This window comes from Rhodococcus sp. IEGM 1409 (assembly GCF_030056735.1).
GTDB lineage: Bacteria > Actinomycetota > Actinomycetes > Mycobacteriales > Mycobacteriaceae > Rhodococcus_F.
This window is the reverse complement of sequence record NZ_JASHKN010000004.1, coordinates 58,351-72,865: the sequence shown is the minus strand read 5'-3', so window position 1 is coordinate 72,865 and position 14,515 is coordinate 58,351. Positions and strand designations below refer to the sequence as shown.

Genomic DNA, 14,515 nt, shown 5'->3' with positions numbered 1-14,515 from the left:
TACCCCGTGGTGCGGGAGTAGCCCACGATTGGAGACTTCCACTCAGAAGTCCCAGTTCAGCGCAGTCGGGCTCAGACCGGCCGCATTCAGGTCCTCGTTGCGAGCGACAAGACCGTCTTTCACGGAACCGATCCCTCCACCGATCGCGCCGGACGTGATGTCCGTCAGTGAGGCGTCGCCGCCCGTGACCTCCTTCGTCACGATCGCAGCGGACGCTCCCGAGACCGCGTCGTCGAAGGCGCCTCGCGCTACTTGCTGCAACCTCGAACCGGTCGGGAGCGGGTTCGGGTCCGGCCCGACACGATCCGGCGTCGTCTTCAACCCTCCGTTCGCAAGCCCCTTGATGAAACCGTCGCGCCCTTCGGTCACGACCTTGCCACCGTCGATCGACTCGCGATGATCCATCGTCATCTGACCAAGTTGAATGGCGAGACCGGAGAAGACGGCTGATGCCGCTTCCACTGCCGCAGCCTCGATCACTCGTATCAACAATTGCTGCAACAACATTCGGACCGTGATGGTTGTCGCTACCTCGGCCGCCACGATTCCGGCTGTACTCACCCCCAACGTCGGGACAGCGGCCGCCACCATGGCGGAAATCTCGAGCGCCAGGACGCTCAGCGCCGCAAGGATCGACAGTTTGGTGTACTCGATGTCCGTGCCTGTATCGGCGCACGACTGACCCAGTTCGGCTGCAGCAGAGGACAACCGCTCGAAGACCTCCGCAACTCCCCCGGCCTCCGACCAATACCGAGACAACGAGTCGCCGGCTTGACCGTCGATCGATGCCAGCACTGCCTGCAATCCGTAACCACCGGCAGCGGCCGAAGCCTCGATCCGATCAGCCGCACCTGACCAGGCATCACCCAATCGCCACAGTGCCGTTTCGTCTCCTTGCGGCCAGTCGCTGCCCACCGCGACCGACGCAACCGCCTGTAACCAGCCCGGAATCTCGAGTCCCATCAGAGCCCACCCGCCAGGTCGTCGGCGAGCGAGGAGTCGATCGATTCGAAACGATCGGCGATCTCGATCAGCGTGGCGGTCAAGTCGCGCAGCGCCCCCGCAACCATCGTCATCCCACCGACCGCTGACGCCGAACCGGGAACATACGCGTCCGAGAATGCGGTTCCGAACTGGTCGCCGCCCCAGCAACCCTCTTCGGTGGCGACCACTGCGTCGAGAGCGCCCCGCGCCTCGTCGAGATCGGCAGCGACCACCTCGAAGGCTGGTGCAGCACTTTTCATCGCGGCCACGTCCACACCCAGTTCAGACATTGCCGGAGCTCCTCAGAACGGTGCGGTCCCAGTGTTCGTCGCCGGAGACCGGTGTGGAGCTCGGACGAGGCTCGAGAATCTCGCGCAATCCGAGCACGTCCGGAACCAAGTCCGGCAAGTCGATTCTGGCCGCTTCCGTGAACGGCTTCGTCATCTCGGCAACCTGTCGGCGTATGTCTTCTGCCGCAGACGCGGCCGTAGCCAGGATCAAATTCCCCAACGCTGCCGGCGAATGCTTGCCGTAAGAACTCCCCGAGAGGGTGACTCCCACCACCGCCCCCGAAGCGTCTACGACGATTTCCACGCTGCCGTCACTCGAACGCGCGCTCGCCGTGGATCGAGCGATCCGCACCTGCATGTCCGCCAGCGATCGCGTTCGCTCCACCAGAACGCCCTGCATCGAATCGATTTGGGCCCGAAGAACTTCGACTTGCCCCCGCATCGAACCAACATCCGCTGCACTCACGATGGCCCCCACCTTCGATAGATCGTGACACCTGATTCAGGCGCTCACGAGGTTCGACGCGAGAGGTGGCCGATCGGTTCCGTCAGCGTGAACGAAGCACCGGCGGATCGAACGCCTTGACCGGCGGCAGGGCCCCTTCGAATTTCTCGATCTGCACCAGAACGTGCTGGCCGGTGCACCCGTGCGAGAGTGACGACGTACCGATATCCGGTGTCAGAACGTTGGGATTGCCGTGCACACACAGAGAGTCGGGATCGGCAGGATCGAGCGGGTCATACCACGCACCGGTGGACAGCTGGACGACATCGCTCCGCAAATCCGAATCGACGATCACACCAGCAAGGCACGCCCCGCGATCGTTGAACACGCGCACCACGTCTCCGGCCGACACGCCGCGCGCGACCGCTGCATCGGGGTGCATACGGATCGGCTCGCGTCCCTGAATCTTCGACGCCTGGCTTGCAGCGCCGTGATCGAGTTGGCTGTGCAGCCGCGTCTTGGGCTGGTTGGCGATCAGGTGAAGCGGGAACTGCGAGGCCCGCGGGCCACCCAACCATTCGTCGGGCTCGTACCAGCGCGGATGGCCGGCGCAGTCGTCGTAGCCGAAAGACTCGATGGTTTCGGAGAATATCTCGATCTTCCCGCTCGGAGTCGAGAGCGGATACTTCTCGGGATCCTCACGGAAGTCGCCGAAGAGCACGAGGTTGTCTTCGGTTCGCATCCGGTAGTGCCCGTCTGCCCAGAAATCCTCGAACGTCGGTGTGTTGCCGCCGTCTGCATCGACAAACGGCCGCCATTGACCGTAGAGGTGCTCGATCCACTCCTGTGATGATCGCCCCTCGGTGAACTGTTCCCCGAATCCGAGCGCACGAGCCAGATCGGCAAACGTGTCGTAGTCGTCACGCGAGTTCTCGAAAGGTGGAACGACCTGCTGCATCGCGACCAGAAGCGGGTCGTTTCGAGTGCAGCTCAGGTCATTTCGTTCGAGTGAGGTGGTCGACGGGACAACGATGTCGGCGCTGCGAGCCATCGGCGTCCAATACGGATCGTGAACGACGATCGTGTCCGGCCGTGCAAACGCGCGTCGCAGCCGCGGGAGATCCTGATGGTGATGGAAGGGATTGCCGCCTGCCCAGTACACCAACCGGATGTCGGGATACGTCAGGCGTCGGCCGTCGTAATCGAACTCCTCCCCAGGCGAGAGCAGCAGATCGGAAATCGCGGCTACCGGTATGAAATCCGACACCGGATTCAGACCTTGCGAGAAGGTCGGCAACGGGTACGGCACCGGGGCGAGACCGGGTTCGTTCATCGAACCGTAGCCGTGCCCGAAACCGCCACCCGGAAGACCGAACTGGCCGAGCATCGCTGCGAGTGTCACGCCCATCCACGGCGCTTGCTCACCGTGTTTGATGCGTTGCAACGACCATGTGACGGTCACCAGCGTCCGGCCCGACGCCATTCTCCGAGCTAGGTCGGTGATGAACTCGGCAGGCACCCCCGAGATCTCCTGCGCCCAGCGGGGATCCTTCGGGATCCCGTCCGTCCGTCCGAGCAGGTAGTCCTCGAAGCGTTCGTAGCCGACGCAGAAGCGGTTCAGGAATTCGCGATCGTGCAGATTTTCCGAGGCCAGGACAAATGCCAGTGCGAGCATGATCGCCACGTCGGTTCCCGGAACGGGTGCGATCCACTCGCAGTCGCCATCGACGTCGTCACGCAGCGGACTGAACGAGACGATCTTTCCGCCGCGGGCCCGAAACGCGTCGAGCGCCCCGAGCGTCGGATGATCGCTCGTACCACCGGCATTGACGCCGGTGTTCTTGATCGGCACTCCCCCGAACGAGACGAGGAGATCGGAATGCTTCGCGATGACGTCCCACGACGTGGAGCGCGCGAACATCTTCCAGTGCGTTCCGACGACGCGCGGCATGATGACGCCGGTAGCACCGAGCGAGTAGCTGTGGACCGACTTGGTGTATCCACCCAGCTGATTCAGAAATCGGTGAACTTGGCTCTGCGCGTGATGGAATCGACCGGCGCTGGCCCAGCCGTACGAGCCACCGAAGATCGCGTTGTTTCCGTGCGTGTCGACCACGCGGCGCAATTCACGCGAGAGCAGTTCTGTCAGCTCGTCCCAGGAGACCGAGACGAATTCGTCGGCTCCACGTTGGTCGCTGGGACCCGGTCCGTTCTCGAGCCAACCTCGGCGCACCGCCGGGCCCGCAACGCGAGCCCGACTGCGCACCGAACCGGCGAGGTTCCCGAGCATCGGCGAAGGATTCGAGTCTCCCTCGTACGGATGCACGGCGGTCACCTCGCCGGCGACCGACTCGGCGGTGAACATTCCCCAATGGGACATGTGTTGACGACGCCGGTTCGGTGCAGTTGTCACAGAAACTACTTTCGAAGTAGATCAGGGAAGGGAAAGGACCAGCTTCTCGATGTCCACGCGCGGACCGGTGAAGAACGGCACCTCTTCGCGAACGTGCAAGCGAGCTTCGGTGGCACGCAGATCGCGCATCAGATCGACGATACGGATGAGCTCCGGCGCTTCGAACGCGAGAATCCACTCGTAGTCCCCCAGCGCGAAGGCCGGGACCGTGTTGGCGCGAACGTCCTTGTACGAACGAGCAGCCATACCGTGATCGGCGAGCATCTTGCGACGCTCCTCGTCGGGGAGCAGGTACCACTCGTACGAGCGAACGAACGGGTAAACGCAGATGTAGTCGCCCGGATCCTCACCCGCGATGAAGGAGGGCACGTGGCTCTTGTTGAACTCCGCGGGGCGGTGCACCGCCGAGTTGCTCCAGATCGGGGCACTCGCCTGTCCGAGGACCGTGGTGCGACGGAAATCCGCGTACGCGGCCTGCAGCTCCTCGATGCTGGCCGCGTGGGTCCAGATCATGAAGTCCGCGTCGGCGCGCAAACCGGCGACGTCGTAGATGCCGCGAACCACGACGCCCTTGTCTTCGAGACCCTCGAAGAACAACCGGGCGTCCTTGACCGCAGCTTCCCGATCATCGCCCAGCACACCGGGTTCCACCTGGAACACGGAGAACATGAGGTAACGGATTTCAGAGTTCAGTTTGTCGAAATCAAGGCGTGCCATGGGTCTATCGTGCCACTCGCTCGAATATCCGTGTAGCCGCCGTCGTGCCGACTGCGACACACGCCGGAACCCCGACGCCATGCAGCCACGACCCGGCCACTTCGAGACCGTCGAACTGCGTCATCCGTGACTCGATATCAGCCACGATTTCCGTGTGACCTGGGGCGTACTGGGGAAGGCCTCCGTGCCACCGCTGGACGAAGCTTGCTCCCGGCTCCTCGGTGATTCCGGTCACGGCGTCGAGATCGGCGCGCGCGAGATCGATCAGTTCCCCATCCGGCCGGTCGACGATCTCCGATGCACCGAATCGGCCGAACGACACCCGAACGAGATGCTCGCCGCGATCAGCGAGGTGCGTCCACTTTCGACTCGACAGCGTGAACGCCTTGGCGGTCAGGTCGGCGTCGGTGGCAACAAGAATCCCCGAATTCTGCGGAAGATCGACTTGCCCGGACAAGCGGAGCGCCACCACCGCGGACGACGCCAGTCCGATCCGCGCAATGATCCTCGCGATCTTCGGATCAACTCCGGCCAACAGCGTCGCTGCACGCGGCGCCGGCACCGCCAGAATCACCGCGTCGACGCTGCCGAGCGGATCGACGTTCCAACCCGTCCCGTCCCTGCGTAACCCCGAAGCCTCCCCGCGGACGAATGTCGCGTCGGCGGCCTCCCGCAGCGCATCGAGCAGGACGCCGTAACCGTCCTTGAGCGCTCCGAACACCGGTCCGGGTGCTGGCTTGGGCAACGCAGCCGCGACCGCAGCCGTGAGGCTCCGAGCCCCGGCATCGAGTGCCGCAGCAAGCGTCGGTAATGCTGCGCGGACGCCGATGGTCGCCGCCAGCCCCGAGTACACCCCACCCAGAAGCGGATCCACCGATCGGCTCACCACCTGATCACCGAATCGCTGCGAAACCAGTTCGGCAACACTGCAATCGGAACCACGGGTCCACTCGAACGGGACGACTGGCTCGGCCGCTATGCGCGCCAGGGTCTGCTCGTCGACAAGATCTCGGACCGACTCCGCCGACGCCGGGATTCCCATCAGGGTTCCGGTGGGAAGTCGATTCAGTGAGCCCTGCGACCAGATCAACGGGCTCAAGCCCGCGGGATAGACGATCTGATCGGTCAGTCCGAGCTCGGCGAGAAGCGCAGGAACCTCGGGCCGACGGGCGATGAACGCCTCGGCACCGATGTCGATCGGGCCGCCGCCCAGATCAATTGTTCGCAGCTTCCCGCCCAGTCGCGGTGAGTCGTCCACGACCGTGATGTCGGCATCGGAACCCAGACTGCGCCGAAGCCGGTACGCGGCAACCAGACCGGAGATTCCGCCTCCGATCACCGCGACCGACGGCCGAGTGGTCGTCACAGCGAGTGCACCAGCTCCACCGCCGAGGTGATCGCCGAGGGATCGGTGTCGGGAAGGACGCCGTGGCCGAGATTGAAGATGTGGCCGATGGCACCGGCTTCGATCGCGCGGTCACCTTCGGCGGCGATCCGTCGTACTTCGCGATCGATCACCTCGGGTCCGGCGAACAGGACGGCGGGATCGAGGTTGCCCTGCAGTGCCTTGCCCGGACCGACACGACCAGCCGCGACGTCGAGCGGAATGCGCCAGTCGACACCCACGACGTCAGCGCCGGCCTCCCCCATCGCACCGAGGAGTTCACCGGTTCCGACACCGAAGTGGATGCGCGGAACGCCGGCAGCGGCAACCTCGGCGAATACCCGCTCGGAATGTGGGAGAACAAACTCCCGGTAATCGGCCAGCGAGAGCGCGCCAGCCCACGAGTCGAACAACTGGACCGCGTCCACGCCTGCCTTGAGCTGCGCTTGCAGGAAGCAGATCGTGGTGTCGGCCAAGCTTCCGAGCAACGCGTGCCAGGTCTTCGGGTCGGAGTGCATGAGCGCTTTGGTCTTCTCGTGGTTCCGGCTCGGACCGCCCTCGACGAGATACGACGCCAACGTGAACGGCGCTCCGGCAAAACCGATCAGAGGAGTGAAGCCCAACTCAGTGGTGAGAAGCCGAACGGCCTGCGCGATTGCGCCTACTTCTTCGGGGACCAAACGCGGGAGTGCTGCGACGTCGTCGACGGAGCGAATCGGATTGGCAACCACCGGTCCGACGCCGGCAACGATGTCGAGATCGATTCCCGCGGCTTTGAGCGGAACAACGATGTCCGAGAACAGGATTGCCGCGTCTACGTCGTGACGGCGCACCGGCTGCATCGTGATCTCACAGACCAGCGCCGGATCGAAACATGATTCCAACATGCCGATCCCCGCGCGGATCTCGCGGTACTCCGGCAACGAACGCCCGGCCTGGCGCATGAACCACACCGGCCGTCGACTCGGAGTGCGTCCGGTCGCCGCGGCAAGCAACGGTGCGTCGGGCAAAACTCGCCGAGCGCTGTACTCCGCCGACCCGGTGGTGCCTGAATTCATGTTGTCCAACCCGCTCATCAGTCCTCGCGCTCTCCGCCAACGTGTGTCTTCGATCGACTCAATGCTGCCACGTCCCACACTCCGGATCGGACACCCGAGCGGTTCGTGAGCGCCCCCACACCCGAGCCACACTCGGTCGGCGCGCCTCCACCTACCCGCCCGCATCCCCGACTAACGTCCTGACCTGTGACGACATCCGGATCGACAGCCGACCCGGCCGAGTTCCGTGCCGCCGTGGAGGCGATGACCGCTGCGCGGGTTCGGCCCGAGATAGAGGTCGGCCCCATCCGTCCGCCGCAGCGTCTCGCCCCGTACAGCCACGCCGTGGGGGCGGAGGTACTGCATCCGGACTCCGACGTCGTGGCAGAGCAGTCCGAAGGTGACGCTTTCGGCCGCCTCATCCTGTTGTTCGATCCGGACGGCGACGAGGCATGGAACGGCACCATGCGGTTGGTTGCCTATATCCAGGCCGATCTCGACGAAGCTGTCGCCGCGGATCCACTGCTTCCCGAAGTAGCCTGGAGTTGGCTGGTAGACGCACTGGAGGCGGGGCCGGAACCTTTTGTCGCCCTGGGCGGTACGGTCACGGCCACGACATCGGTGCGTTACGGCGACATTGCCGGGCCGCCGCGAGCCCATCAGCTCGAACTCCGAGCGTCCTGGACTGCAACTTCGTCCGAATTGGCTCACCACGTCGAGGCTTTCTGTGAGGTTCTCGCCTATGCGGCGGGACTTCCGCCCGCCGGGATAACCACGCTGTCGCGGCAGAACGACTGACTCTGCTACTCGTTTGAGCATTCCCCCGGAAAAATACTAGAACCTGTTCTAAAATGAGTCATGCAACGTCTCAGCGGACTCGACGCGACCTTCCTCTACTTGGAAACACCGACCCAGCTATTGCACGTTTGTGGACTTGTCCTGCTCGACCCCACGACCATCCCGGGCGGTTACGACTACCGGAAGCTGCTTCGCGAGTTGGACTCGCGGATGGCCGAAATGCCGACCTTCCGGCGCAAACTCAAGGATTCGCGCCTCAATCTCGACTACCCGGTGTGGGTCGACGATCACGATTTCGACATCGAGCGGCATTGCCATCGGACCGCGGTACCCGCGCCGGGCACCCACGCGGAACTGGCGGAACTTGCCGGGCACATCGCCAGCCAGCCATTGGATCGGTCGCGTCCACTGTGGGAGATGTGGATCATCGAGGGACTCACCGACGGACAGGTCGCGGTCATGTCGAAGATCCATCACAGCGCCGCCGACGGCATCACCGGCGCAAACATCCTGGCTCAGCTGTGCAGCCTCGAACCGGATTCACCGGCCCTGGTGGACCCGGACGCTCAGGGTGCGGGCGACGGGGGAACGCTGGACATCGCGATCGGTGGGCTCATGGCCGTGATCGCACGGCCCGCACGAATTGCCCGACTGGTTCCCGGCGGAATCGCCATGCTCCCGAAATGGGTGACGCGCGCGCGGAAGGGCGAAGCCATGCCTGCGCCGTTCACCGCACCGCGGACCTCGTTCAACGGCGCAATCACCGGTCACCGCAACGTCGCGTTCAGCCAGCTCGATCTCGCTAAGGTCAAAACCGTCAAAGATCGTCACGGCGTGAAGGTCAACGACGTGGTTCTCGCGCTCTGCGCCGGAGCGTTGCGTAAATATCTGGAGGACCGGGACGAACTGCCGGAGGATTCCCTCGTCGCGATGGTGCCGGTGTCGGTCCACGGCAAATCCGATCGTCCCGGCACGAACCAGATCTCGGGCATGTTCACGCAACTCGGCACCCAGATCGCCGATCCGGTCGAACGCCTGCACGCCATCAGTGATTACAACGCCACCTCGAAGAACCACAACGAAGCACTGGGGGCGAACATGCTTCAAGACTGGTCGCAGTTCGCATCGCCGGCGGTGTTCGGCGCTGCTATGCGCGTGTACTCGTCACTCAAGCTCGCCGAACGTCACCCCGTCGTGTCCAACCTGGTGGTCTCCAACGTGCCCGGGCCGCCGGTCCCGCTCTACTTCCTGGGCGCGCAGATCAAAGGAATGTTCCCGCTCGGTCCGATCTTTCACGGGGCGGGCCTCAACGTGACCGTGATGTCGCTCGACGGAAAACTCGACGTCGGCATCGTCAGTTGCTCTGATCTGGCACCCGAATTGGACCAGCTCGCGCAAGGTTTCGGGGCAGCTCTCGACGAACTGTTCGAGGCTGAGGTGACAACCACTGTCCCCACTGCGACGTAGAGTCAGTGACCATGTCCGAAGTCACCGATGATGCGACCGAGCCCACCTCCGACGTAGTTCCGCTGCTCGTACCTCGTGACGGAGTTCCGGAAGTCATCACCACTGCCGCCGGCGTCGCGGGCGCCGCAGCCGCGCTGGCTTCCGGCCATGGCCCGCTCGCCGTGGACGCCGAGCGGGCATCCGGATTCCGCTATTCGGCACGGGCGTACCTGATCCAGCTCCGACGCGAAGGCGCGGGATCGTTCCTGCTCGACCCGATTCCGACGGCGCAGGATCTACAGCCGTTGGCCGAGGCGATCAACCCGTTGCAATGGGTGCTGCATTCTGCGGATCAAGATCTCCCCGGCCTCGCAGACTTGGGCCTGACACCGGCGGAACTCTTCGACACCGAACTGGCCGGACGACTGGCGGGTTTCGAGCGAGTCGGACTGGCCGCGATAGTCGAACGAACCCTGCGGGTGGAACTTCGCAAGGGGCACGGTGCTGCCGACTGGTCGACGCGCCCACTGCCGGACGCGTGGTTGAACTACGCCGCCCTCGACGTCGAAGTGCTCCTCGAGCTGCGCGACGCGATGGAGGCCGAACTCGAATCCCAAGGCAAGCTCGAGTGGGCGAAGGAAGAGTTCGAGTACATCCGTCTGGCCGGCCCGCCCAAGCCCAAGCCTGACCGTTGGCGTCGTACGTCGCACATCACCTCACTCAAGACCACCCGTCAGTTGGCGGCAGTGCGGGCGCTGTGGCAGGCCCGTGAGGATCTCGCACGCAAACGCGACGTGTCGCCGAGCCGGGTACTTCCCGACTCCGCGATCATCGATGCCGCTCTCAAAGATCCTCAGTCGTTGGACGCGCTCCGCTCGCTTCCCGTCTTCGGCGGACCACGTCAACGCCGTTATTCGCGTATTTGGATGGATGCACTGGAAGCGGCGCGCAGGCTCCCCGACAGTGAGCTTCCGCCGAAGACTCCGCCGATCGTCGGGCCTCCGGCCGCCGGTCGCTGGGCCCGCCAGGATCCGGCCGCTGCCGACCGGTTGACGGCGGCGCGCGCTGCACTGTCGGACCTGAGCAAAGAGGTTTCGGTACCGGTGGAAAACCTGCTCCAACCCGACCTGGTCAGGCGCCTGTGCTGGGACTGGAAATTGGAACCCGACTCGGACATCGCCGAAGTCGAGAGTGCAATCGAGACCAAGCTCACTTCCGCGGGCGCACGTGGCTGGCAACGCACTTTGACGGTTCCCGTCCTCGCCGAGGCACTGAACTCCGTGGTCCCGGCCGAGCTCGAAGCGGAAGAGCCTGAATCCTGACCTGACCCCGGTGTGAAGTTGGAGCAATTCGGCACGTTAAGTTACCGGTCAGTAATGGGCAGTAGTACGCTCGATACGAGGCCGGACGCCTGGCCGTGATCGCCGAACCATCGTCTCACCGCCCTTCGGTGCGGTGGGCAGCTCCATCAGGAGGAATTCGCGTGGCTCCATCCACAAACAACCAACGCAACGTCGTCTTCGTCGACGGCATTCGCACCCCGTTCGGCAAGGCCGGCCCGAAAGGCATGTACGCCGACACGCGCGCAGACGATCTCGTCGTCAAGGCGATTCGTGAGCTGCTTCGTCGTAACCCCCAGCTCGATCCCGCGCGGATCGACGAAGTGGCTGTCGCAGCCACGACGCAGACCGGTGACCAGGGCCTGACCATCGGCCGCACCGCTGCGATCCTCGCCGGTCTCCCCGAAACCGTTCCCGGATTCGCCATCGACCGCATGTGTGCCGGCGCGATGACGGCCGTCACCACCACCGCGTCGGGCATCGGCTTCGGCCAGTACGACGTCGTGATCGCCGGTGGAGTCGAGCACATGGGCCACCACCCGATGGGTGAGGGCGCAGACCCCAACCCGCGTTTCCTCGCCGACCGCCTGGTCGATCCGAGCGCCCTCGTGATGGGTAACACCGCCGAGAACCTGCACGACCGGTTCCCGACCATCACCAAGGAACGCACGGATGCATACGCCGTCAGCAGCCAGAACAAGTACGACGCTGCCAAGAAGGCCGGCTTCATCGCCGACACCTTGGTTCCCGTCGCCACTCGCAGTTCCGCGGGCTGGGGTCTGGCCACCGAGGACGAGCCGCCGCGCCCCGGAACCACCGTCGAGGATCTCGGGAAGCTCAAGACGCCGTTCCGCCCGGCCGGACGCATCACTGCCGGTAACGCCGCCGGGCTCAACGACGGCGCCACCGCCGCCCTGCTCGCCGGTGAGGACACCGCAGCGGAGCTCGGCCTGCCGGTCGGCATGCGCATGGTCGGGTTCGCCTACCAGGGCGTCGACCCCGCCGTCATGGGCATCGGCCCGGTTCCCGCCACGGAAAAGCTCCTGGCCCGCACCGGCCTGAAGATCGAAGACATCGGACTCTTCGAGATCAACGAGGCGTTCGCCGTTCAGGTCCTCGCGTTCCTCGAGCACTACGGAATCGCCGACGACGACCCGCGCGTCAACCAGTGGGGCGGCGCCATCGCGTGTGGCCACCCCCTCGCGTCCTCGGGCGTTCGCCTGATGACGCAGCTCTCCCGCCAGTTCGCGACACGCCCCGACGTGCGCTACGGCTTGACCACCATGTGCATCGGCCTCGGCATGGGCGGCACCGTCATCTGGGAGAACCCGAACCACGCTGACTACCAGGCAGGAGTCAACTAAATGTCTGATATTGCAACAGCATTCGCCGACGAGGTCGTCACGAACGCCTACACCAAGATCATCTCGGTTCCCGGTATCGAGGGCCCGTTTGCACTGATCACCCTCGACAACGGCTTCGACCACACCAAGCCGTCGTCCTTCGGTCCCGGCGGACTGGCAGCATTCGACGCTGCCCTCGACGAAGCCTTTGCCGCCAACCCGGTTGCCGTCGCCGTCACCGGCAAGCCCTTCATCTTCGCCGCCGGCGCGGACCTCAAGGGTGTTCCCGCGATCACCTCGCGTGAGCAGGGACTCGAGCTGGGCCGCTTGGGCCACAAGGTGTTCCGACGCCTACGTGAGTCCTCCGTTCCCACGTTCGCCTTCATCAACGGCGTCGCCCTGGGCGGCGGCCTCGAGGTCGGCCTCCACAGCCACTACCGCACGGTTGCCGCCAACGCGGGCGCGCTGGGCCTTCCGGAAGCATTCCTCGGTCTGGTCCCCGGTTGGGGCGGCACGCAGCTGCTCCCCAACCTGGTCGGCCCGTCCAACGCCGTCACCGTGGTGATCGAGAACTCGCTGAACCAGAACAAGGTGCTCTCCCCCAAGAAGGCACTCGAACTCGGCGTCGTCGACGTCGTTCTCGACTCCGCCGACTTCATCGAGCAGTCCCTCGCCTGGGCGTCGCAGGTCCTCGCCGGCACCGTCACTCCCGCTCGCCCCGAGATCGATCGTGGCCAGGGCTGGGACGACGCGATCGCCCGCGCGAAGGCGATCGTCGACGGCAAGACCAAGGGCAACGCACCCGGCGCCGTCAAGGCCGTCGAGCTGCTCGAACTGGCTCGCAGCACCGACATCACCGATGCCGCTTCGCTCGACAAGGGCTTCGCGGCCGAGGACGAGGCTCTTGCCGATCTCCTTCTGACGGACGAGCTCCGTGCGGGTCTGTACGCCTTCGATCTGGTGAACAAGCGCGCCAAGCGTCCCGCCGGAGCACCCGATCGCTCACTCGCTCGTAAGGTCAGCGGCGTCGGCATCGTCGGTGCCGGCCTCATGGCCAGCCAGCTCGCGCTGCTCTTCGTCCGCCAGCTCAAGGTGCCGGTCATCCTGACCGACATCGACCAGGAGCGCATCGACAAGGGTGTCGGGTACGTCCACACCGAGATCGAGAAACTCCAAGGCAAGGGACGCCTGTCCCCCGACGCCGCGAACCGTCTCAAGGCACTCGTTTCCGGCTCCCTCGACAAGGCCGCGTTCGCCAAGACCGACTTCGTCATCGAAGCCGTCTTCGAGAACATGGACGTCAAGAAGAAGGTCTTCGCGGAACTCGAGCAGTTCATCGCTCCCGAAACCATCCTCGCGACCAATACCTCCTCGCTCTCCATCACGGAGATGGCGTCCGGGCTCGAGCATCCCGAGCGTGTGGTGGGCTTCCACTTCTTCAACCCGGTGGCCGTGCTTCCCCTCCTCGAGATCATCAAGGGCGAGAAGACCGACGACGCAACTCTCGCAACGGCTTTCGCCACCGCGAAGTCGCTGAAGAAGTCCGCCGTCCTGTGCGGCGACAAGGCCGGATTCGTCTTCAACCGCCTCGTCACCCGCACCTTGGGTGAGGTCATGTCCGCTGTCGACGAAGGCACCCCCTTCGACGTCGCAGACAATGCGATCGCCGAACTCGGCATGCCCATGTCGCCTTTCACCTTGCTGGCCCTCGTCGGACCCGCAGTGGCACTGCACACCGGCGAGACCCTGCAGGAGTCGTACCCGGACCGGTTCAAGAGCTCACCCGGACTCGAAGCACTCGTCGAGGCACGCAAGCCCGGCGTGTGGACCTGGGGCGAGAACGGTCAGGCCGTCGACCCCGAGGTCGCCGCACTGTGGCCGCAGGGTGACAAGGCGTCCACCTCGGAAGAGGTCCTCGAGCGCACGCGTCGCGCGTTCGCCGAGGAAATTCAGATCATGCTCGACGAGGGCGTCGTAGCGGCAGCCGAGGACATCGACCTCTGCCTGCTGCTCGGCGGCGGATTCGGATTCTGGAACGGCGGCATCACGCCGTACCTGGACCGCACCGGTACCTCCGAGGCCGTCAACGGCAAGCGCTTCCTCGCGCCCGGTGTTGCCAGCGTCTGAGAAAGTCGATAGACCCGTCACGGACGGCGTGCCCTCGGGTACGCCGTCCGTGACGTTTGTGCAGGCTCAGAAGAGTGTTCCCACATCGTCTTTCACGAAGTTCTCGAGCGCGCGCTCCGCCACGGCGGCGATCTGGGTCCTACCTGCATAAACGGCACAAACGGTTTCGTTTGGCTGTCAAATAGTAGTAG

12 protein-coding genes are annotated in these 14,515 nt (G+C 64.7%); 5 read left to right on the top strand and 7 right to left on the bottom strand.

The genetic code is table 11. The features are described from left to right. Positions 1 to 42: 42 nt before the first annotated feature. From QM716_RS13065 to hemE, 7 genes are all read right to left on the bottom strand, one after another. Positions 43 to 963 (bottom strand): WXG100-like domain-containing protein, encoded by a 921-nt coding sequence (locus QM716_RS13065; protein ID WP_283304534.1) that lies wholly within the window; start codon positions 961 to 963, stop codon positions 43 to 45. Then, positions 963 to 1,274 carry a WXG100 family type VII secretion target gene (locus QM716_RS13060; RefSeq protein WP_283304533.1) on the bottom strand — a complete coding sequence of 104 codons (312 nt, stop codon included), beginning with the start codon at positions 1,272 to 1,274 and terminating at the stop codon, positions 963 to 965. The genes QM716_RS13065 and QM716_RS13060 overlap by 1 nt, the downstream gene beginning before the upstream one ends. After that, positions 1,267 to 1,740: a YbaB/EbfC family nucleoid-associated protein gene (locus QM716_RS13055; RefSeq protein WP_283304532.1), complete on the bottom strand. Its 474-nt coding sequence runs from the start codon at positions 1,738 to 1,740 to the stop codon at positions 1,267 to 1,269. The genes QM716_RS13060 and QM716_RS13055 overlap by 8 nt, the downstream gene beginning before the upstream one ends. Positions 1,741 to 1,822: 82 nt before the next feature. After that, the gene (locus QM716_RS13050; RefSeq protein ID WP_283304827.1) at positions 1,823 to 4,099 is read right to left on the bottom strand and encodes a molybdopterin guanine dinucleotide-containing S/N-oxide reductase; all 2,277 of its coding nucleotides are present in this window, start codon (positions 4,097 to 4,099) and stop codon (positions 1,823 to 1,825) included. 54 nt (positions 4,100 to 4,153) lie between these two features. Further along, entirely contained in the window at positions 4,154 to 4,849 is a 696-nt protein-coding gene (gene hemQ, locus QM716_RS13045; protein WP_019748269.1) for a hydrogen peroxide-dependent heme synthase, read from the bottom strand. Positions 4,850 to 4,853: 4 nt separating this feature from the next. Next, positions 4,854 to 6,215 (bottom strand): protoporphyrinogen oxidase, encoded by a 1,362-nt coding sequence (locus QM716_RS13040; protein ID WP_283304531.1) that lies wholly within the window; start codon positions 6,213 to 6,215, stop codon positions 4,854 to 4,856. Further along, a complete protein-coding gene (gene hemE / locus QM716_RS13035; protein ID WP_283304530.1) occupies positions 6,212 to 7,309 on the bottom strand; it encodes a uroporphyrinogen decarboxylase in 1,098 nt (365 codons plus the stop codon). The genes QM716_RS13040 and hemE overlap by 4 nt, the downstream gene beginning before the upstream one ends. Before the next feature lie 168 nt (positions 7,310 to 7,477). Between hemE and QM716_RS13030 the strand changes: the two genes are divergently transcribed. From QM716_RS13030 to QM716_RS13010, 5 genes are all read left to right on the top strand, one after another. Further along, positions 7,478 to 8,068 (top strand): DUF3000 domain-containing protein, encoded by a 591-nt coding sequence (locus QM716_RS13030; protein ID WP_003942604.1) that lies wholly within the window; start codon positions 7,478 to 7,480, stop codon positions 8,066 to 8,068. A gap of 60 nt (positions 8,069 to 8,128) precedes the next feature. Then, positions 8,129 to 9,535, top strand: a complete 1,407-nt coding sequence (locus tag QM716_RS13025; protein WP_283304529.1) for a WS/DGAT/MGAT family O-acyltransferase — start codon at positions 8,129 to 8,131, stop codon at positions 9,533 to 9,535. 11 nt (positions 9,536 to 9,546) lie between these two features. Then, the gene (locus QM716_RS13020; protein ID WP_283304528.1) at positions 9,547 to 10,836 is read left to right on the top strand and encodes an HRDC domain-containing protein; all 1,290 of its coding nucleotides are present in this window, start codon (positions 9,547 to 9,549) and stop codon (positions 10,834 to 10,836) included. Positions 10,837 to 10,997: 161 nt separating this feature from the next. Next, positions 10,998 to 12,218: a thiolase family protein gene (locus QM716_RS13015; protein ID WP_283304527.1), complete on the top strand. Its 1,221-nt coding sequence runs from the start codon at positions 10,998 to 11,000 to the stop codon at positions 12,216 to 12,218. Continuing rightward, entirely contained in the window at positions 12,219 to 14,324 is a 2,106-nt protein-coding gene (locus QM716_RS13010) for a 3-hydroxyacyl-CoA dehydrogenase NAD-binding domain-containing protein (protein ID WP_283304526.1), read from the top strand. It begins immediately after the preceding gene. The last annotated feature ends 191 nt before the right edge of the window (positions 14,325 to 14,515 follow it).

Excerpts from the sequence above, each read along its gene's own strand:
- QM716_RS13065 (WP_283304534.1), bottom strand. The coding sequence starts at position 963 with ATGGGACTCGAGATTCCGGGCTGGTTACAGGCGGTTGCGTCGGTCGCG.
- QM716_RS13060 (WP_283304533.1), bottom strand. The coding sequence starts at position 1,274 with ATGTCTGAACTGGGTGTGGACGTGGCCGCGATGAAAAGTGCTGCACCA.
- QM716_RS13050 (WP_283304827.1), bottom strand. The coding sequence starts at position 4,099 with ATGTCCCATTGGGGAATGTTCACCGCCGAGTCGGTCGCCGGCGAGGTG.
- hemQ (WP_019748269.1), bottom strand. The coding sequence starts at position 4,849 with ATGGCACGCCTTGATTTCGACAAACTGAACTCTGAAATCCGTTACCTC.
- hemE (WP_283304530.1), bottom strand. The coding sequence starts at position 7,309 with ATGAGCGGGTTGGACAACATGAATTCAGGCACCACCGGGTCGGCGGAG.
- QM716_RS13025 (WP_283304529.1), top strand. The coding sequence starts at position 8,129 with ATGCAACGTCTCAGCGGACTCGACGCGACCTTCCTCTACTTGGAAACA.
- QM716_RS13020 (WP_283304528.1), top strand. The coding sequence starts at position 9,547 with ATGTCCGAAGTCACCGATGATGCGACCGAGCCCACCTCCGACGTAGTT.
- QM716_RS13010 (WP_283304526.1), top strand. The coding sequence starts at position 12,219 with ATGTCTGATATTGCAACAGCATTCGCCGACGAGGTCGTCACGAACGCC.